This window comes from Pedobacter sp. GQ55 (genome assembly GCF_059758925.1).
The window spans coordinates 588,178-606,495 of record NZ_JCAXEI010000001.1 but is presented as its reverse complement, the minus strand read 5'-3'; the positions used below and the strand labels follow the sequence as shown (position 1 = coordinate 606,495).

Below are 18,318 nucleotides of genomic sequence, written 5' to 3'. Positions count from 1 at the left end.
TTATACCTTGCGTGGTCTAAAACACTTCTATAATTTATGGCAACATCCCGAAAGGCTGCATTAAGTTTTATCTTTATTACCCTACTACTTGATGTTATTGGCATTGGCCTTATCATCCCCGTTTTTCCTCAGTTAATTGAACAGCTAATTGGTGGCAATATCAGCCAGGCATCCCAATGGAGTGGATGGCTTACCTTTGTTTATGCCATTATGCAATTTGTTTGTGCTCCTATTATAGGAAATCTTAGTGACAAATACGGCCGGAGACCTGTTCTTCTCTTATCTCTTTTCGGATTCGGAATAGATTATATTTTCCTTGCCCTTGCCCCTACCATCTGGTGGCTTTTTGTGGGCCGTATCGTAGCGGGCATCTTTGGTGCAAGTATGACCACTGCAACAGCATATATTGCCGACATCAGTACAAAAGAAAACCGTGCACAGAACTTTGGAATGATTGGAGCAGCGTTTGGAGTAGGTTTTATTATTGGCCCAGCATTAGGAGGTTTACTTGGAGAAATCGGACCACGTGTACCTTTCATAGCAGCAGCGATATTAACATTGGTTAATGTGGTTTATGGCTATTTTGTATTACCAGAATCTCTGGATAAAGAACACAGGCGTGCCTTTGAATGGAAAAGAGCCAACCCGCTTGGGTCTTTAATGCAGCTTAAAAAGTACAAAGGACTTGGTGGTTTAATTATAGCACTTGTTTTCCTTTACATAGCCAGCCATTCTGTGCAAAGCACCTGGACATTTATCAATATAGAGAAGTTTAACTGGAGCACTTCAATGATAGGAATATCTTTAACTGTGGTAGGTGTTCTTGTCGCTGCAGTGCAGGGAGGACTGATCCGCTTTATTAATCCCAGACTGGGCAATGAAAAGAGTATCTATGTTGGCTTTATGTTATATGCTGTAGGCCTGTTTCTTTTCGCCTTCGCTTCAGAAACCTGGATGATGTTTGCTTTCCTTGTACCTTATTGTCTTGGTGGAATTGCAGGCCCTGCTTTACAGGCAATTATGTCTGGCAACGTCCCTCAAAACGAGCAAGGCGAATTACAGGGTGCCTTAACAAGTTTAATGAGTGTAACCGCAATTATAGGCCCGCTATTCATGACAAACTTATTTGCATGGTTTACAAGCCCTGGTGCGACAATTAAATTTGCGGGAGCTCCGTTTCTTGCCGGAGCTGTATTAATGTTAATTAGTGTATTAATTGCCTATAGGACAATGAAAGGTCATTCATTTATGAACAGAAAGAATGCTTAGCTGTTAATGGCTGCCCAAAGCATATCTTTTAATTCCACCAATCCCTTTTGTGCTACAGATGAAATAAATATAGCAGGAATATTTTTAGGAAGTTCCTTCTTCATTTCTGCTACCAATTCCTCATCAAGCATATCTGACTTGGTTATGGCCAGTAAATGAGGCTTTTGCATCAGCTCAGGGTTGTAATCCTTAAGCTCTGCTTTCAATATCTCATACTCTTGGGTTATGGTTCTTTGTGTATCAGCCGGCACCATAAATAGCAATACAGAATTACGTTCTATATGTCTAAGAAACCGATAACCTAACCCTTTACCTTTAGAAGCACCCTCTATAATCCCGGGAATATCTGCCATTACAAAAGATTTGCTATCTCTATAAGATACGATACCCAGATTAGGTACAATCGTTGTAAACGGATAATCCGCAATCTCTGGCTTCGCAGCTGAAAGTACAGATAACAAAGTTGATTTACCGGCATTAGGAAACCCGACAAGACCAACATCAGCGAGAACTTTAAGTTCAAGCACCATCCATTCCTCCTTGCCCGACTCTCCTGGCTGTGCGAAACGTGGGGTTTGCAAAGTAGGCGTTTTAAAGTGCCAGTTACCCAAACCTCCTCTTCCTCCCGCAGTAAGTACTTTGGTTTCACCCTCCTGGGTAATTTCAAAAAGGACATTTCCAGTTTCAGCGTCTTTAGCAATAGTACCTAAAGGAACATCAAGGATTTCATCTTTACCTTGTTTTCCTGTTGAGGTACCACTAGAGCCTGGTGCACCGTCCTGCGCGATAATATGCTTGCGATATTTTAAGTGAAGCAATGTCCAGAATTGAGCATTTCCCCTTAGTATGATGTGTCCACCACGACCACCATCGCCACCATCAGGCCCACCTGTAGAGGTTCGTATATCCCGGTGCAAATGTGCAGAGCCCGACCCTCCTTTTCCAGAGCGACAGCATATTTTAACATAATCTACAAAATTGGAACCTTGTGACATAACCTTCTATTTTTAAAAAAATAAACCTGAAAAAGTTTTTCAGGATATATGAAAATAGCGGGAAGAACTGAAAATTCGCCCCGCTATTTGTATTATTATTGAACTAGTATTTATCTATTACAGCGCTTAAATCAGCAAAAATATCATCGATCTTTCCGATGCCATTCACTTTACTTAGCTTATTTTGTCCTTCATAATAAGGCAAAACATGAATTGTTTTGCTGAAGTACTCTTCTATACGTTTTTGTAATTTATCAGCCTGATCATCAACACGACCTGTCTCAATTTGTCTTTGTGCAATACGCTTGGTTAGCTCCTGCTGATCCACATCAAGTGCAATTACGCCAGCAATTGAACTTCCTTTGCTCTCCAAAAACTCATCTAACGCCTCAGCCTGAGGTACCGTACGAGGGAAACCATCGAATATAAATCCTTTAGCATTTGGATTTTTATCAACTTCTTCTTCCAGCATAGCAATCGTAATTTCATCAGGAACAAGTTGTCCTTCTGCAATCAGGGCGCTTACGCGTTGCCCCAAAGGAGATTGATTTTTGATATGGGCCCTAAAAAGGTCGCCTGTTGAAATGTGAATTAACTGATACTTCTCAATTAATTTTTCTGATTGGGTGCCTTTGCCTGCACCCGGTGGGCCAAAGAGAACAAAATTAAGCATTCGGGTTGTCTTTAAAGTTAAAAAGCCTTCTGCGCAAGCAGTAAGGCTTTTGGTTGTTATTTATACATTCACAGTTAAAAATCTCTAAGAAATTTATTGAAGATCTAATAAAATTAACTTCTACAAATAGAGATTTAACCATTCAAAATAATTTACTTATACCTATTAAATCAGTTGTGATAACTCTCCAGTTCTCAATTCATTAATCTCAACAAATACCGAGAAAAGAAGGTTACTTTTTAGCCTGCAAATATATAATTATTAATTTACTATATTGATTTTTTTACAAATAACCCTTGTCAGGGATCAATACAGGCCGACTAAATCTTTCCTAAAGGGGATAGATTGCCTTAAAGCACCAGTGGATTAATTTCTGATTTCACCAAATCGCCAATAGCTGCATTCATCAACCAACGCTCACGGTCATTTACCTGCCAGCTATTTTTAGGTTCAGCCACTCTTGCGCCATCAGCGACATAAATAATAGTCATTACCTCTCGCATAACATCAGATTGGTTACCGGGAGCACTGTGAATCGTATTGCCATAATGCCAGGTTGCGTCTCCGGCTTTCATCGTCGATGAACGCATTATGGGGAAAGCATTATCCTTTACATATTTTTCATACTCCGCTTCCGATTCATCAGAGATTTCATAATTAAACACGACCCCCTTTTTATGAGAATCAGAAGCAAAGGTTAGCATACCCATTTCTACATTAATATCTACCAGAGGCATCCACATGGTGACGGTATTATGCGTATCTAAAGGCCAATAATACTGATCCTGATGCCATGGAGTGGGCCCACCGCCAGGTTCTTTAAACAGGGCCTGATCATGATAAATACGTACATTTTCTACGCCAAGTAAGTCTGCCGCAATCTTACCCATACGTTTGGCAAGCGTAAATTTCTTCGCTTGTTCATCCACTTCCCACAAATTCATGATCTGCAAAAAAGCTTTCCCGTAGGTATCTCTTTCGGCTAAATCTCTCTTTTCAGTATTGAACTTAGCAGCGGCTTCTTTTATTACATCTCTGTAAATAATCACTTCTTCCGCATCAAGTACATTTGGGATTAAAACATGTCCGTTCTGACGGAACGCTGAAGCCTGTGCATAAGTTATTTCACGATACTGATCTAATTCAGGCAATTCAATTGTCGACATGGCTCTATTTGATTTAGGTTTACATTTGGTATTTTCAATTACTAAATAACTGTTTATCCCTAGTCTGCAAAAGGAGTAAATTGGCCTTTTAATGGTTTTTTTTATCCATTTACAAGAATTAACCAATAACTTTATGAGAATATGAAACAATTAACATGGCAAGAGCTGCATTTGAAGCATTAGACCCGTATAATGATAATTCCTTTCTCCTTCGTGAATTCACGGAGTTTACCGCGCCCTATCATTTTCATCCGGAACATGAGCTTACCCTTATTGTAAAAGGTAAGGGTAATCGCTACGTTGGCAATCATATGGATATATACAGCTCCGGTGATCTGGTTCTTATAGGTTCAAACCTACCCCACTGCTGGAAAATTGAAAACAACGAAGAAGAAGACAACGATGTTGCATCAGTGGTGATTCAATTTAACAATGATTTTCTAGGTGCAGATTTCCTGGCCAAACCAGAGCTGGCTCAAATATTACATCTACTGGAAAGAAGCAAGCATGGAATACAGTTTTTAAACCATACTGCAGAGGAAATAACCAAAAGATTAATTCTTTTGGCTAAACAACCAAATTCTTTTAAGCGGCTCATAGAATTTTTAGAAATCTTATATACCCTCGCCATTTCCAAAGAATACAAATTACTTGATAAACAAGAAACAAAGACGCATCAGTCAGCGAAAACAGAAAGAATCAATATCGTTCTGGGGTATATTATTGACAATTACAAGGATGAGATTTTGCTTGATCAGGCGGCCTCCTTAGTAAACATGACCCCAAATGCCTTTTGCAAGTACTACAAAAAAACCACAAAAAAAACTTTTATAGAAACAGTAACCGACTACCGAATAAATTACGCCATTCAACAACTTGTAAATTCAGATAAATCTATCTCTGATATCTGCTTTGAGAATGGTTTTGGCGACCTATCCCATTTCTATAAGCTTTTTAAAAGAAAGATGAAGCTTAGTCCCTTAAAATACCGCAAGGAATTCAGGAAAGATATTTCAGTCCTGGTTGGTTGACCCTTCTCTAGATATTGAGGTAAAAGCCCAGGTACTCGCCAAAGCATACTATGCAGCCAGGGAAATTGAAGTCAGTATGCTGCATGCCGTTAGTTTGATTCGCTCTGGGATGTTACTTCTTACCATGACTTAACAATCTATCGATCCTCAGCCTGTTATATTGCTGGAGTAGAATTGGATAGACGTTATATAAAATATTGCAAAGCATGATCAAAAGCCCCATGCCAGGTTTTCCGACAAAAAATGCGCTAACGGTGGTTAGAAAAAATAACGCAAAACAGCAGTAGTGAAACTTTTCCTGCATGACAATAGTCTTGAGATATTTCTCCGCCTGTTTACGGTTATGAATCATGCCTGATTTTTTGTGGTATTTTCTTTGAATGCGGTTGACCAGAGTCCCATTTTGCACAATATACACCAGCAATTTCACTCCGATGCGCTCGTAGATTTTTTTTTCGTTACTTAATTTTAATGTTCTGAGCCATCGGTTGGGTATTGCGTAAATTAATATGCTAAGAACAATAAATACGGCCAGTACCAACGGTGATCTTTGTTCCGCAAAATACCGGCCCCAATAAACACCGAGTATCGCGAATGAGAGTATAGTCCAAAACAGGTTTATTATTTGGTTGAGCATCGTAGCGCCAAGTTAGTCAAATCCTGTCTAAACCGCGAGATAGGAAAACGCACGCTTTTTAATCTATTTAAAAATGACGATTTTTATGGAAATGAAGATGAGCAATCATCATTGTTCCAACAAACTCCTAAATGCTATGATAAAATCCAGACTCTTATTTTGCATCCTTATCATTCTCTTCCCGTCAAGCTTATTTGCCTGCTCATGTGCCAATGAGGGTGTGGTCAATAATTTCCAGCGGTCTGAATTTGTGGCAAAAGCTAAAATCATCAAAATAACATCGGATTCAACAAATTCGGATTATCATGATGCGGTGATAGAAATCATCAACTTATATAAAGGTGAGCAGCTGAGTAAGATCAAGATCATGAGTTCACTTAATAGTTCCTGTAGCTTTCTACCAGATGAAAATTCAACCTGGATCATATTTGCAAGTACATGGCAGGGAGTGTTAAGTTTTGGGTTCTGTTCTGGCAGCATGCAAGTTGACGAGTACTTCGACCCTGTTGAGTATCCAAATGCTGCAAAGAATTGGGGCAATACAATTAAACTAAGAGAAGGCGCGATTGCATTTCTTAGCGACCATAAGTTTTTTAACCCCAACCCTTCTTTGATCCGTGCACACAATAGTGAGATTGGTTCATTCAAAGGTTATAAAAATGGGAACGGCTTCGCCGTATTTCAGGTAGATGTGAATCCTGATCTCTCGATTGCTAAGATCAAACAGCTCAAAAAATTTCAAAACGGAAAGCTAAACAAGCTAGTCTTTAAAAGCATAAAAACGAATCTAAGGCTTGATGGTAAACGAGACAAACCACTGACAAAATCCACGAAGCTGATCTTATTCTGCTATTATTATGAACAAAATGGATCACAGCAAAGCTTCTTAAGTTTTTTTGATGTTTAGGTTCCTGCTTATCCAAAAAGATCGGGTATTCATATTTGAGGCACAGCTTTAATATTTCCATGCTAGGTGTCTTTGTCGAACGTTTCGGCATGCTTGTCGCTAATTTTGATTTTAATGTCAAGCAATTCGATTCCAATGGGGGATATTTCGTCCTCCATGTCGAGCATTTCGACTATTCCGTATTGATGGTTCTTCGTCTTTTGGTAGTGAAACACAATCTCCTTTAATAGCTAAACAAAATACATTATTCACCTAGCGATGTAAGCGATATTCTACTATCGAAATTCATTCCAAATTTACCCTATCACCAAAATTGGCGAAGAATAGGTAAACTACGATTTTAATAATCTTTTCTAAATTTAATTTCACACAAAGGATCGAAAATCTTTATATAAATAGGAGCATGATCATCATCAATTCGCCAGACGTGTGTGTAAAAGGTGCTCTGATTAAAAATGGTTGATGGCAAAACATCTGCGTAAAACACACTTTTCCCTTCCCAATCTATCCATGAGATTTTTAATTTCTTAGTTGAATTATTTACGATGACCAGCATTGATGATTGAGCCGAATTTCCTGATGGTATACCTTCAGCTACAATTTGTGTTTTTTTACTAATAAGACCGGGTGATATCTGGCCTGTATAAATTATATTTAATAGGTTATAGCCCCCCGGATCATAAGATTGTAACCACTCTGGGCCGGGAGTGTGCTCTTGGCCAGGCACAGCGGAACCACGACCACCAAAATACCAGTTTGTCAGTTCAGCCCAATATTCTTGTTCATTGGTCGATGCATATGCTCCTTTCCATAACCCCTTGCCCATAGATGATTTATATTGAATGGCTATTTTATTCTGCAAAACGCTGTCAAGACCAAAAGACATTAAGGTATGTGCAAATTCATGTATGCAGATATCGTTGCCACCGCCATAACGGTCGTTGGGTAAATTTAGCAAGTTTTCTTCTCCGCAGGAAGCATATAATCCACCAAGACCTCTGGTGCGCTTATCTATGTCTGTCATGTTGCCATTATCTTCAAACGGCACCCCTTTCATGTGTCTGAATTCTGGCAGGTCTGAAGTTTGTTGATCTTTACCTATAATATGTAGTTCAGCACCATGTGCAATTAGATTTTGCCGGGCAATGGGAAGATTTCTCAACATCATGTTGAGCTTCTTTGATGCAATAATCAATGCGCTATCCTTCACGACTTCTGCTGAACGGATGGGTATGCCGCCACTGTTTAGATATTTTGAATAAAATTGCTGGTATGGTGGGGTTATTTGTTGTACAGTATCCCATTGGATCGTTTTTAGTTGTCCAAAAGAACTACTGCTAAACAAGCAACTTATGAAAAGAAACAGCCCTGACTTTGAAGAGATAAACATTTCGATAGCGGTATAAGACTTGAATTTACAATTTTTCTCAGTAAGGAAAGAAGTTTATCAAAGTGAACGAATAATAACACCAAAAGTGATAGAGTTTACAAGGACTAGGTAATTTATACTACATTTAATATTTCCAAGCTATATTTTTCATGAAGCAGCTGGTTTTCATTCCATTTCTTCTTTTTTATTATTCAGGTTGCGTCGCTCAAAGCACCCATTTTCTGCAAACAGAACCAGAAAGGCTTGATTCCCTTTTCACAGGAGCACTGTCTGTTTTACAGCTCCCCGGTTTTTCCATAGGAGTTATTAAAGATGGACAAACAATATATGCCCAAGGATATGGTAAAAAAGAATTGGGTAAGCCCGAAGGGGTTACAACCAGTTCCATTTTTCACATGGCCTCACTTTCAAAACCATTTGTAGCCTTGGCCATTCTGCAACTTTCGGAAACTGGAAAACTGAAACTGGATGCACCTCTAACGACTTATATTCCTTATTTCAAGATGGCTGACGCCCGCTACAAACAGGTTACGATCCGCCAGATGCTCAGCCATACTTCTGGCTTCCCGGATGTGGCAGATTATGGCTGGAAAAGCCCGCAGTATGATGCAGAGGCACGTGAACGTTACATTAAAGACAGTATTTCTCATGACGTACTTCTTAGTACGCCCGGACAGGATTTTGCTTACAGTATATGGCTTATGATGTGCTGGCAGAAGTCATTAGCAACGTCTCTGGTGTAGTATTCGAAGATTATATGCAGATCCATATTTTTAATCCTTGTGGAATGACGCACACTACTTTTCTTGGCCCTAAAACTAATTCTGCACTCCAAACCAGTCCACACTATCTAGGGGGCAATGGGCGTATTGTGCCAAGTCCGGTTTATCCCTATAACCGAGTACATGCAGGAAGCTCTACCCTACATTCACCGACAGGAACTTTTTCTAGTGATTGAGATTTTACAAAAGGAGAAAGCAAAACAAAGCATGCTCCTAAGAACATGCTTCTTGTTAAGTTAAAAGTCGTCATTATCTGTATGTTAAACAGTGAATATAAAGAAAATGACGAAATAATACCCTATTAAGCTTTTACCGCAAATGCACCCGGCTGATAATCTCCTGCCGGAGTACGAAAAGCAATATTAAGGCGATTGTAACTGTTAATCGTATTTACTGCTATTGTCAAATCTATCAGTTCCTCTTCAGTAAACTGCTGTATCGCTTCACTATATACTTCATCAGAAACATCACCTCCTGTTATCCTTGTTACCGCTTCAGCCCATGCCAATGCAGCACGCTCACGGGCGGTATACAGCGGAGCATCACGCCATGCATTCAATACATACAGTCGCTGCTCGGTCTCACCTTCTACATGCAAATCTTTAGAGTGCATATCCAAACAAAATGCACATCCATTAATTTGAGATACCCTAAAATAAATCAAGTGTAAAAGTTTCTTTTCAACAGGAGATTTAGCAAGATAACTTCCTAAACCATACATTGCTTTTATAGCATTCTGTCCTTTTGCGAATAAATTGATTCTTTGTTCCATTTTCCTTTTGATCTAAATTGTAATACAATATTTGTTTTATACCGCTATGACAATTGAGATTTCGGAAATAGGACACACATGAATAAATATTTTTTTAAATTGTTTTTCATCACCCCAAACAGTTTGTTATTTTCTATATTGGGTGAGCTTATTATAGAATCATGTAATTTCATTTAAACCCAAATTTATGAGCAAAAAACTGCCAGTGCCTTTATGGACCATTCTATCTCCTATCATAGCCTGGCTTGCCTATTTTGGCAGTTCGCTGGATCTGGGGATTTTCTATACATTCTTTCTCGCAGCCGTACTCATTGCTGGAGTACTTGCCGCTGTACATCATGCTGAAGTTGTTGCGCATCGCGTTGGCGAACCATTTGGCACTTTGCTGCTGGCGCTTGCCATTACCGTTATTGAGGTTGCGCTGATTGTTTCTTTAATGCTAACAGGTGGCCCCGATACCGCTGCACTTGCACGGGATACAGTTCTGGCTGCAGTGATGATTATTTTAACGGGAATTATCGGTTTATGCTTACTCGTAGGCGGAGCCAAGTTTAAAGAACAGGTGTTTAGCCTACCAGGAGTAAGTGCGGCGGTGGTTACGCTTACCGCAATACTGGTACTAACGCTGATTCTTCCAAATTACACCACCAGTAAGGCAGGTCCCGAATACACCTCTACCCAGCTCATCTTTGTAGCTATAGTATGCCTGGTGTTATATGGCGCTTTTGTAATGGTTCAAACCATCAGACATCGCGATTTCTTTCTACCTCCCGATGCGGATGGTGACGAAGAGGTGCACGCTGAACCGCCAACTAATAAGGTTGCGTTACTGAGTACCTTTTTATTGCTTTTATGCCTCGGTATAGTAGTGCTGTTGGCAAAGGCTCTGGCACCCGATATAGAAAATGCCGTAATCAACTTTGGAGCGCCGAAGTCATTAGTAGGGGTCATCATTGCTGCAGTAGTATTATTACCAGAGGGGCTCGCAGCATACCGTGCAGCTAGAAAGAACCGTTTACAAACAAGTCTGAACCTCGCGTTAGGATCTGCGCTGGCTAGTATTGGCTTAACCATTCCAGCTGTGGCAATCGTATCTATGGTAACAGGAATGACCATTACGTTAGGAATTGACATGAAGGCAACGGTACTACTCTTGCTAGCACAATTTACAATCATGCTTTCACTGGCTACCGGCAAAACTAATATATTACAGGGAGTGGTTTTACTGGTCATATTTGCGGTTTATCTTTTCACTATTATAGCCCCGTAATTTATTTAAATGGGTTACCTTTTTAGGTTAAGGGTATTAAGAAATGAACAAAACTTGTATCTAAAACAGAATTATTATGAAAAACCTATTCAAATTTGGCTTTTTAGCTTTAGCAATATCTTTATCAGTTGCCGCTTGTACATCAGAAAAAAAAGCTGATGCTACAGATTCTACAATGACTGATTCTTCTATGACCACTATGGACACTACTGTAACTGATACAGCTGCTATCGATACCGCTGTGACTCAATAAAAAAATAACTTAGGCTGATTACCTAACTAAAAGCGCCTGCTCATTAATTTGAGCAGGCGCTTTTAGTTTAATTATCTACTCCACAAATTTATACCAGACCTATTTTTTCTTTTTGGAGGATTTGGCCAGTGGATTAAACTCCAGGCAGAGATCCAGCCAATACCTCAGCTCCTGTGGCTTCTCTACATCAGTATCATCTACATAGACAAAGTCTTTCATGGTTCGTCCATTGTTGATCATTTGCCGGCAATTGCTCTCTTCCAATTTTTCATCTGCTTTACTTGCTCCAATACGGCATAGCAACCCCGTGCTGGTCACGCATATACACATCTTGTCCTCAACCATAAAGCAAATCCCGCTGAACATTGCTTTTTCTGTCACATCGTCCCTGTCCACAAGTAGCTCGCGAACACGATCCGCTAATCGTTCGTTATAACCCATGATCTATTTTTAAGTTCAATTCTATGGTAAAAATACTACTTCTCTGTTAGAGCAAAAAATTCAGGAATTCCTGAATGACAACTGCTGCCTACCGACGGACCTTTCAGCGATGAAGATCGCAGCTCATAGCATTAATGGCATCAACGGGCGATCCGGAGACTTGCTGCGCTGGTTGGGGGAGGCGCCAAGTTCCATCAAAATTTAAATCTAAGGGTGCTTCCCGTCATTAAGATATCTTTACCTGGGCCTGCCTGCTTTAAATAGCTTCCTGCACTAAACCAGGTAAGCTCCTGCCTGAAATCAAAGTGTTTTCCTAAAGAAAATTCCAGGGAAGCGCCCAGCTGACGACCAATCTGTTTTGAAGCACCTGCCTTGCCACTATAGATAGGCTTACCATTTACAGCATACAGGCCATCGCTGCTGCTCATTCGCCAGAACAAGTCGTAGTCTACAGCAAGGACGACCTGCTTACTCAGGTTAAGCTGAACATAAGGGTGAACATCAAACAAATTACTTGGCCCGATCAAAGCGGCCAAACCAAAATAAGCACCTCTGGGAAATAGTGGATTGAAAGTATTTAGCTTTCCATCGTTATCGTTTTTGTCCCCGCTGATCGCCTCTATCTTCAATCCGGCCTGCGGGGTAAATCTGGCTTGCGAAAAAGTATAGGAAATATTGGATGAAAGGGTCCAGGCAGAAATGCTGCTGGCATTAAATCTCCCGAATTGATACAGTCCTTCAATGTCATACCGCCACCCCGGTGTATTTTTCCATGCCCTTGCACCGATTGAATGCCGCGTCTCGGGTCCCTTATCGTCATCAAAAAAGGCGACGTTTTTACGGATACCTAAATAATACAGGTCCAGATTTTTGATCAGGGACACACCATTAAACGTGCCGTATGAACCCCAGAACCGTGTAGCATTGCTGAACCGGTCATCAAAAATATTGGCTCTGGCGACCACATAATTGGCATAGAAGAGGTCAATTTTTATATTCCTTGTGGCATAGACCGCCTTGGCTGCATCAAATGACTGCCGATTATTGGGGCCTTCACGGACCGCCACCAATCGTTGTGATCCATAGCTTAGTTCCTGCCTGCCCATTCGTATGGTTAATTCTTTTCCTGTTTTTAACAGCCCTGAGTACTCCATAAATGCCTGATGAATATCCAGTGTATTTTCATCCACCGGCGATGGTGGCTCCAGCTGACCACTTGATAAGCTGCTCTGCAATTCTGCAAAAGCCCTTAAATGTTTCCCCACAGTGAAATCTGCATGCCCCAGGTAGCGGGCCAGTACAAAGCCATCTCTGTCCGGGGGCGCCTCGCCCCAGTCCTGGTTCTTGAAATAGAAATATTGATAACGGACTTCTCCGCCAACACTGTAATGCAAGTTCTTTTTGGGAGGTGTTGCAGTCGTATCCTGCGCCAATCCGGCATAGGCCAGAAACAGGAAAAGAAAAGTAATGCAGGTTCTCATCATCTTAAATTTTAGATTTAAATGTTTGATTGGTTTACATGGTTGTGCCACTAGCGGCCCTTGACAGTATCTATTCCTATTCTGGGAAATTTCTGGCGAACGCCGGCTGATGACAGGTGCGGCAAGTCGTTTTTTCCCGGCATCGACGATTATTGCACTCATGCTGCTCTCAAGATGTTGTTTGATTGATAAGTTCATAACAGAGAATTATTGGTAAGTAATCCCCTCACAATGACCAAGACTGAAACCGAATTCATAATAATCTTACTATCAACTTGTTAAACGAAACGCTAATGAAGGCTCTTGCTATATTTCGGAATCAATCCGGTTTTTTTATGATATATCGTTATTGCCGGTGAATCCACCAGACAGCCATGGGTAAGGATATACTGAGGCACAACGCTCCCAATTACCGGATATCGTTGTTTCTGCTTCGCCAGTTGACGAAATAGCGTTATTCAAAAAACACCACAAAACCAAAAACATCTATGTATCAACAAGTTGTATTCTCGGTTTATGGCTTGCCATAAACGATCCAGCAAAACAACGAATATGAAAACTTCAAAATCCAACATCATTGTCTTTATCACCGGCGCATTTGTGAGCAGTGACTGCTGGGACCAATGGTCAGTCTTCTTCCAGCAACAGGGATACGAGACTTTAGCTCCTGCCTGGCCACATAAGGAAGCCTCGGCATGTACATTGCGCCAGCGGCATCCGGATGCTAATGTCGCAAGTCAGCGTTTGAAGACCTTGACCACCTACTTCCAGGACATCCTCGCACAGTTGCCTGAAAAGCCGATTTTGATCGGTCATTCTATGGGCGGGCTCATCACCCAGTTATTGGTTCAAAAAGGTATGGCAGCTGCAGGAATCGCTGTGCATTCCCTGCAGCCTCAGGGAATTTTTACCTTTAAATTTTCGTTTTATAAAGCAGGCTGGCCGGCACTGGGTTTCTTTACAGACACAAAAAAAACCTATCTCATGTCATTTGCCCAGTGGCAGTACGCATTCACCAATGGCATGTCCTACGAAGCACAGAAAGAAGCCTACTACAACCTGCTGACCCCTGAATCAAAACTATTGGTCAGAGATGCTACAACAAGTGCAGCTAAAATAGATTTCTCCATGCCCCATGTCCCGCTGCTTTTCATCTCAGGGAGCGCGGATCGCTTCATCCCGGCTTCACTGAACTACGCCAATTACAGAAAGTACAGCCACCGCCAATCGGTAACCGATTATAAAGAGTTTTCCGGGCGCAACCATTTTGTGCTAGGGCAACCTGGATGGCAACAGCATGCCGACTTTATTTTGAACTGGCTTACAAAGATTTAGAACACTAAAGCAATTAAGTATGAAAACCTTATTTTATCTTATTAAAAGACTGAGTTTACCGCTATTTTTTGTAGCAGCTGCCACTACCGCGGATGCCCGGCAAAAAGCTGACCTGATCATCTATAATGGTAAAATTGCCACCATGGCAAAACCAGGAGAATTCAAACAGGCTATAGCCATGGAAAAAGGTCTGATCCTGGCTACAGGTAATAACCGGGTAATCCTGCAAGCCTATAAAGACAATAGGACAAAACTCGTCGATGCAAAGGGCAGCACGGTGATTCCCGGTTTAAACGACAGTCACATCCATGCCATCCGCGAAGGACTCAACTACCATATGGAATTACGCTGGGATGGAGTGAAAACCCTAAAACGCGCTTTACAGATGCTCAAAGAACAGGCAGCTCGAACGCCCGCAGGAGCCTGGGTCAAAGTGGTTGGCGGCTGGAATGAATTTCAGTTTGAAGAAAAAAGACAGCCAACCCTTGAGGAGATCAACGCAGCGGTACCGGACAAGCCGGTATTCATTACCTACCTATATGGAAAAGCATTTTTAAACAAAAAAGGCATCGAAGTACTCGGCTATAACAAAAACACCAGCTACCCTGGCAGCGTTGTCGAACTCGATAAAAATGAGCAGCCGACAGGCCTGTTGTACGCCAGGCAAACACCTATGGCGATCTACCGGACACTCGCCCTTACCGGCACGCTTAGCGCCCAGGAACAGATCAATAGCTCCGAACATTTTTACAGGGAGCTCAACAGCTTTGGGATCACCAGTGTGAGTGATGCTGCCGGAGGTGCGCAACACTATGATCAGGATTATCAGGCTTCCCTTACGCTGGCAAAAACCGGCAGACTGACCGTAAGGACGGCCTATTTTCTCTTTGCACAACAAAAAGGGACTGAACTTCAGGATTATGAAAAATGGATCCTGAAAACATACCCCAGGAAAAACGACCATCTAATGATGGCCAACGGGTATAATATGGAAGGCGCAGGGGAACACCTGGTGGCCTCTGCCGCAGACTTTGAAAATTTCCTGGAACCCCGCGTACAACTGTCAGCGGAAATGGAAGCCGATCTGGAACCCATCATCCGGACACTGGTGAAAAACCGCTGGCCATTCCGCCTGCACGCTACCTATGGAGAGTCTATCGGCAGAATGCTGAACGTCTTTGAAAAGGTGAACAAGGATACCCCTTTTGATGGTTTACGCTGGTTTTTTGATCATGCAGAAACCATCACAGATGACGAGCTGGTACGCGTTAAAGCCCTGGGTGGCGGTGTAGCGGTGCAATTCCGGATGTATTTTCAGGGAGAATTGTACACCAAAATGTATGGACAGCCTAAAACACAGCTCCCGCCTATAAAAAAGATGCTGGCCATGGGCATTCCCGTCGGCATGGGTACAGATGCACCCCGTATCTCCACTTACAACCCATGGATGGCCATCCACTGGCTGCTCACCGGTAAAACAATTGGCGGTATGCAGTTCTGGCCCAAAACACAGGTTCTGGATAAATTTACCGCACTGCAACTTTATACCTCCGGCAGCGCATGGTTTTCCGGTGACCAGGCCCTTAAAGGAAAACTCATCAAAGGGATGTATGCAGATATGACCATCCTCACAGCTGATTATTTCACTGCAGGCCCAGAGAAATTGAAAACAATAACCTCGCTAATGACCATCCTGAACGGAAAAGTGGTTTACGCTGCAGGCGGCTACGCTGCGCTAAACCCTCCAATTCCTGAAGTGATTCCGTCGTGGTCACCGGTAAAGTACTTTGGCGGCTATCAAAAATAAGCGACAAGGACATTAAAAACTAAAGAACGAACGAAATGAAAAAGCTAATTTCAACTCTGTCAGGGCTTTGCGCAATATTGCTTTGCCTCACCGACAACCTGTTTGCCCAATCGATGCCACCCCAGATACCTATATGGGATGCCAATAAGGTAAACCTGAAACTACAGAAGATCAACACGGATATCTACGCCGTTATCCCGGAAACTGCCTCATCCGAAACACTCAAAGGTATTCCCCAGGCCACTACAGGAGGCTTCATTGTTGGCCAAAAAGGTGTCTTGATGATAGAAGTGATGCTCACTAAACGATTATACGATCAGCAGATCAGGCTCATCCGCTCGGTGACTGACAAACCCATCATTTATGCGGTGAACACCAGCGATCATGGTGATCATTGTTTCAGCAACTACCTGCTTCCAAAATCTACGCTCATCATTCAAAATGATTTTGCAAATGAAAATCTGGCAAAAAACTTCCAAGGTATTAGGCAATTCATGGTGAACTTGTTTGGCGCCGGAAGAGGTATAGAAGATGCAGTCTACCGTCCGGCTGATGTCCTGATCCCTAAAAACAGTAACTTAAGAATTGATTTAGGTGAAGGCAAACTTGTTGAGCTGCTGAACGTGGGTACCGCCCAGTCCCCGGCAGATCTGTTTGTGTGGATGGCAAACCAAAAAGTATTCTGGGCAGGTAACCCTTTTATTGCAGAAAGCCCGGCTATACCCTGGCTATTTGATGGCTTCTTTTTAGAGCCGGCAGCAAACTTGAAAAAGATGTATGATTTCCTTCCCCAGGATGCCGTGGTTATTCCCGGTCATGGAGAAATTACTACCAAATCGGGTATAAAATACACCATCGATTACGTCCAGGATCTGAAAAAAGAAGTGGAGGCAGCGGTAGATAAGGGCCTGACCCTGGAACAGACAAAACAGGTGGTGAAAATGAAAGCATACGACAAAGGGTATGTGCTTTTTGACTGGCTGCACTACAACTTTAACCTGCCTAATGCCTATAAAGATATCTCGGGGAACAGAAAAAAATAACCATTCACATTTTAAAATAAAAATCATGAAAACAATCACAACAATCAGGCACCTGGTGCTGGCCTTACTACTGATGGTCCTTACTGAAAGCTCATCAGCCACGATTACTCCTACCAATCCGCCGGCTAATTTTAAACATCATTATGCTACAGTGAACGGCGTGAAAATTCATTACGTTTCCGGAGGCAAAGGAGAACCCCTGCTGTTGATCCACGGATTCGGCCAGAACTGGTACATGTGGAACAGGCTGTTGCCCGAGCTCTCCAAACACTTTACCGTTATTGCGCCGGATATGCGTGGAGTAGGAGAATCTGGTAAACCTACAGGAGGCTATGACAAAAAGAACATGGCTGTGGATATGCACGAACTTGTTAAAAAGCTCGGGTACAAGAACATTAATCTGGCCGGTCACGATATCGGCCTGATGGTGGGCTATGCCTACGCAGCTCAATTTCCCGGTGAAGTGAAGAAACTGGCGCTGATGGATGCCCTATTACCAGGCATTGAACCGGTATGGAGCCAAGTAAAAGCCCAGGCATGGTGGTTTGGATTTTTCGGGCAGCCACATTCGGGGGAGCTCGTTTCGGGTAAAGTTGGCTTATTCTTTACTGACTTCTGGCCAACGGTAGGGTTTCAAAAAAACGCCTTCACAAAGGCAGAAACCGCTGAATTTATCAGAGCGTATTCGGTTCCCGGAGCAACAACCGGCGCCTTTCAATGGTTTGGACAGTTCGGCCAGGATGCAACGGACAATGTGGAATTTGCGAAAAGAAAACTGCCAATGCCGGTACTGGCTATGGGATCTGATCATTTTGCAGGGGCTTTTCTGGCAGCTCACAGCAAACTTGTCGCTACCAATGTACAGGAGTCAATCATTAAAGATTCCGGGCACTGGATCGTACAGGAGCAGACCGCACAGGTTCAAAAGGACCTCCTGAATTTTTTCCTGAAATAAAACAATCAGCGAAATACCGTTGTGCTTACCGACAACGGTATTTCTTTGCCTGCAGTCAGCAAAAGCCCTTTCTCGTAAAATAGCGAAATAGGGTCAATAATTATGATATAA

Annotated in this window: 17 protein-coding genes and 1 pseudogene; 10 read left to right on the top strand and 8 right to left on the bottom strand. The window is 42.1% G+C overall.

Features of this window, described 5'->3' with window-relative positions; translation table 11 throughout:
* The first annotated feature begins 36 nt into the window (after nucleotides 1-36).
* On the top strand, nucleotides 37-1,269 hold the full coding sequence (locus AC6CH7_RS02505; RefSeq protein WP_498261186.1) for a TCR/Tet family MFS transporter: 1,233 nt from the start codon (nucleotides 37-39) through the stop codon (nucleotides 1,267-1,269).
* Here AC6CH7_RS02505 and obgE read toward each other — a convergent pair.
* The 3 genes from obgE to AC6CH7_RS02490 form a co-directional block, all read right to left on the bottom strand.
* The gene (gene obgE / locus AC6CH7_RS02500; RefSeq protein ID WP_498261185.1) at nucleotides 1,266-2,264 is read right to left on the bottom strand and encodes a GTPase ObgE; all 999 of its coding nucleotides are present in this window, start codon (nucleotides 2,262-2,264) and stop codon (nucleotides 1,266-1,268) included. The two genes, AC6CH7_RS02505 and obgE, sit on opposite strands and share 4 nt — an antisense overlap.
* A 103-nt stretch (nucleotides 2,265-2,367) precedes the next feature.
* Nucleotides 2,368-2,937 (bottom strand): adenylate kinase, encoded by a 570-nt coding sequence (locus AC6CH7_RS02495; RefSeq protein ID WP_172660846.1) that lies wholly within the window; start codon nucleotides 2,935-2,937, stop codon nucleotides 2,368-2,370.
* Nucleotides 2,938-3,287: 350 nt separating this feature from the next.
* The gene (locus AC6CH7_RS02490) at nucleotides 3,288-4,103 is read right to left on the bottom strand and encodes a phytanoyl-CoA dioxygenase family protein (RefSeq protein WP_498261184.1); all 816 of its coding nucleotides are present in this window, start codon (nucleotides 4,101-4,103) and stop codon (nucleotides 3,288-3,290) included.
* Between the two features lie 155 nt (nucleotides 4,104-4,258).
* On the opposite strand from AC6CH7_RS02490, the gene AC6CH7_RS02485 reads away from it, so the two are divergent.
* The gene (locus AC6CH7_RS02485; protein WP_498261183.1) at nucleotides 4,259-5,134 is read left to right on the top strand and encodes an AraC family transcriptional regulator; all 876 of its coding nucleotides are present in this window, start codon (nucleotides 4,259-4,261) and stop codon (nucleotides 5,132-5,134) included.
* A 112-nt stretch (nucleotides 5,135-5,246) separates the two neighbouring features.
* Here AC6CH7_RS02485 and AC6CH7_RS02480 read toward each other — a convergent pair whose 3' ends face one another.
* On the bottom strand, nucleotides 5,247-5,771 hold the full coding sequence (locus AC6CH7_RS02480; protein WP_498261182.1) for a glycosyl-4,4'-diaponeurosporenoate acyltransferase CrtO family protein: 525 nt from the start codon (nucleotides 5,769-5,771) through the stop codon (nucleotides 5,247-5,249).
* 136 nt (nucleotides 5,772-5,907) lie between these two features.
* On the opposite strand from AC6CH7_RS02480, the gene AC6CH7_RS02475 reads away from it, so the two are divergent.
* Nucleotides 5,908-6,678 (top strand): hypothetical protein, encoded by a 771-nt coding sequence (locus AC6CH7_RS02475; RefSeq protein WP_498261181.1) that lies wholly within the window; start codon nucleotides 5,908-5,910, stop codon nucleotides 6,676-6,678.
* 340 nt (nucleotides 6,679-7,018) lie between these two features.
* On the opposite strand, the gene AC6CH7_RS02470 is transcribed toward AC6CH7_RS02475, so the two are convergent.
* Entirely contained in the window at nucleotides 7,019-8,068 is a 1,050-nt protein-coding gene (locus AC6CH7_RS02470) for a VHL beta domain-containing protein (protein WP_498261180.1), read from the bottom strand.
* Nucleotides 8,069-8,217: 149 nt separating this feature from the next.
* On the opposite strand from AC6CH7_RS02470, the pseudogene AC6CH7_RS02465 reads away from it, so the two are divergent.
* Nucleotides 8,218-9,026 (top strand): annotated as a pseudogene (locus AC6CH7_RS02465) (serine hydrolase domain-containing protein).
* A gap of 125 nt (nucleotides 9,027-9,151) precedes the next feature.
* On the opposite strand, the gene AC6CH7_RS02460 reads toward AC6CH7_RS02465, so the two are convergent.
* Entirely contained in the window at nucleotides 9,152-9,622 is a 471-nt protein-coding gene (locus AC6CH7_RS02460; protein WP_498261179.1) for a carboxymuconolactone decarboxylase family protein, read from the bottom strand.
* Between the two features lie 187 nt (nucleotides 9,623-9,809).
* Here AC6CH7_RS02460 and AC6CH7_RS02455 point away from each other — a divergent pair, with 187 nt between their 5' ends.
* Complete coding sequence (locus AC6CH7_RS02455) at nucleotides 9,810-10,892, top strand: calcium:cation antiporter (protein ID WP_498261178.1); 1,083 nt, start codon at nucleotides 9,810-9,812, stop codon at nucleotides 10,890-10,892.
* A 76-nt stretch (nucleotides 10,893-10,968) separates the two neighbouring features.
* Nucleotides 10,969-11,145, top strand: coding sequence for a hypothetical protein (locus AC6CH7_RS02450; protein WP_498261177.1), 177 nt, complete (start codon nucleotides 10,969-10,971; stop codon nucleotides 11,143-11,145).
* A 99-nt stretch (nucleotides 11,146-11,244) separates the two neighbouring features.
* On the opposite strand, the gene AC6CH7_RS02445 is transcribed toward AC6CH7_RS02450, so the two are convergent.
* Complete coding sequence (locus tag AC6CH7_RS02445) at nucleotides 11,245-11,586, bottom strand: TfoX/Sxy family protein (RefSeq protein ID WP_498261176.1); 342 nt, start codon at nucleotides 11,584-11,586, stop codon at nucleotides 11,245-11,247.
* 194 nt (nucleotides 11,587-11,780) lie between these two features.
* Nucleotides 11,781-13,070 (bottom strand): alginate export family protein, encoded by a 1,290-nt coding sequence (locus AC6CH7_RS02440; RefSeq protein WP_498261175.1) that lies wholly within the window; start codon nucleotides 13,068-13,070, stop codon nucleotides 11,781-11,783.
* A gap of 549 nt (nucleotides 13,071-13,619) precedes the next feature.
* On the opposite strand from AC6CH7_RS02440, the gene AC6CH7_RS02435 reads away from it, so the two are divergent.
* The 4 genes from AC6CH7_RS02435 to AC6CH7_RS02420 are packed head-to-tail and all read left to right on the top strand — an operon-like array spanning nucleotide 13,620 to nucleotide 18,207.
* Complete coding sequence (locus tag AC6CH7_RS02435; RefSeq protein WP_498261174.1) at nucleotides 13,620-14,402, top strand: alpha/beta hydrolase; 783 nt, start codon at nucleotides 13,620-13,622, stop codon at nucleotides 14,400-14,402.
* Nucleotides 14,403-14,421: 19 nt separating this feature from the next.
* A complete protein-coding gene (locus AC6CH7_RS02430) occupies nucleotides 14,422-16,209 on the top strand; it encodes an amidohydrolase (protein ID WP_498261173.1) in 1,788 nt (595 codons plus the stop codon).
* 35 nt (nucleotides 16,210-16,244) lie between these two features.
* A complete protein-coding gene (locus AC6CH7_RS02425; protein WP_498261172.1) occupies nucleotides 16,245-17,252 on the top strand; it encodes an MBL fold metallo-hydrolase in 1,008 nt (335 codons plus the stop codon).
* Nucleotides 17,215-18,207 (top strand): alpha/beta fold hydrolase, encoded by a 993-nt coding sequence (locus AC6CH7_RS02420; protein WP_498261171.1) that lies wholly within the window; start codon nucleotides 17,215-17,217, stop codon nucleotides 18,205-18,207. The genes AC6CH7_RS02425 and AC6CH7_RS02420 overlap by 38 nt, the downstream gene beginning before the upstream one ends.
* Nucleotides 18,208-18,318 lie beyond the last annotated feature (111 nt).

Excerpts from the sequence above, each read along its gene's own strand:
- AC6CH7_RS02505 (WP_498261186.1), top strand. The coding sequence starts at position 37 with ATGGCAACATCCCGAAAGGCTGCATTAAGTTTTATCTTTATTACCCTA.
- AC6CH7_RS02450 (WP_498261177.1), top strand. The coding sequence starts at position 10,969 with ATGAAAAACCTATTCAAATTTGGCTTTTTAGCTTTAGCAATATCTTTA.
- AC6CH7_RS02445 (WP_498261176.1), bottom strand. The coding sequence starts at position 11,586 with ATGGGTTATAACGAACGATTAGCGGATCGTGTTCGCGAGCTACTTGTG.
- AC6CH7_RS02480 (WP_498261182.1), bottom strand. The coding sequence starts at position 5,771 with ATGCTCAACCAAATAATAAACCTGTTTTGGACTATACTCTCATTCGCG.
- AC6CH7_RS02475 (WP_498261181.1), top strand. The coding sequence starts at position 5,908 with ATGATAAAATCCAGACTCTTATTTTGCATCCTTATCATTCTCTTCCCG.
- AC6CH7_RS02495 (WP_172660846.1), bottom strand. The coding sequence starts at position 2,937 with ATGCTTAATTTTGTTCTCTTTGGCCCACCGGGTGCAGGCAAAGGCACC.
- AC6CH7_RS02470 (WP_498261180.1), bottom strand. The coding sequence starts at position 8,068 with ATGTTTATCTCTTCAAAGTCAGGGCTGTTTCTTTTCATAAGTTGCTTG.
- obgE (WP_498261185.1), bottom strand. The coding sequence starts at position 2,264 with ATGTCACAAGGTTCCAATTTTGTAGATTATGTTAAAATATGCTGTCGC.
- AC6CH7_RS02435 (WP_498261174.1), top strand. The coding sequence starts at position 13,620 with ATGAAAACTTCAAAATCCAACATCATTGTCTTTATCACCGGCGCATTT.
- AC6CH7_RS02460 (WP_498261179.1), bottom strand. The coding sequence starts at position 9,622 with ATGGAACAAAGAATCAATTTATTCGCAAAAGGACAGAATGCTATAAAA.
- AC6CH7_RS02420 (WP_498261171.1), top strand. The coding sequence starts at position 17,215 with ATGCCTATAAAGATATCTCGGGGAACAGAAAAAAATAACCATTCACAT.
- AC6CH7_RS02490 (WP_498261184.1), bottom strand. The coding sequence starts at position 4,103 with ATGTCGACAATTGAATTGCCTGAATTAGATCAGTATCGTGAAATAACT.
- AC6CH7_RS02440 (WP_498261175.1), bottom strand. The coding sequence starts at position 13,070 with ATGATGAGAACCTGCATTACTTTTCTTTTCCTGTTTCTGGCCTATGCC.
- AC6CH7_RS02425 (WP_498261172.1), top strand. The coding sequence starts at position 16,245 with ATGAAAAAGCTAATTTCAACTCTGTCAGGGCTTTGCGCAATATTGCTT.
- AC6CH7_RS02485 (WP_498261183.1), top strand. The coding sequence starts at position 4,259 with ATGGCAAGAGCTGCATTTGAAGCATTAGACCCGTATAATGATAATTCC.
- AC6CH7_RS02455 (WP_498261178.1), top strand. The coding sequence starts at position 9,810 with ATGAGCAAAAAACTGCCAGTGCCTTTATGGACCATTCTATCTCCTATC.
- AC6CH7_RS02430 (WP_498261173.1), top strand. The coding sequence starts at position 14,422 with ATGAAAACCTTATTTTATCTTATTAAAAGACTGAGTTTACCGCTATTT.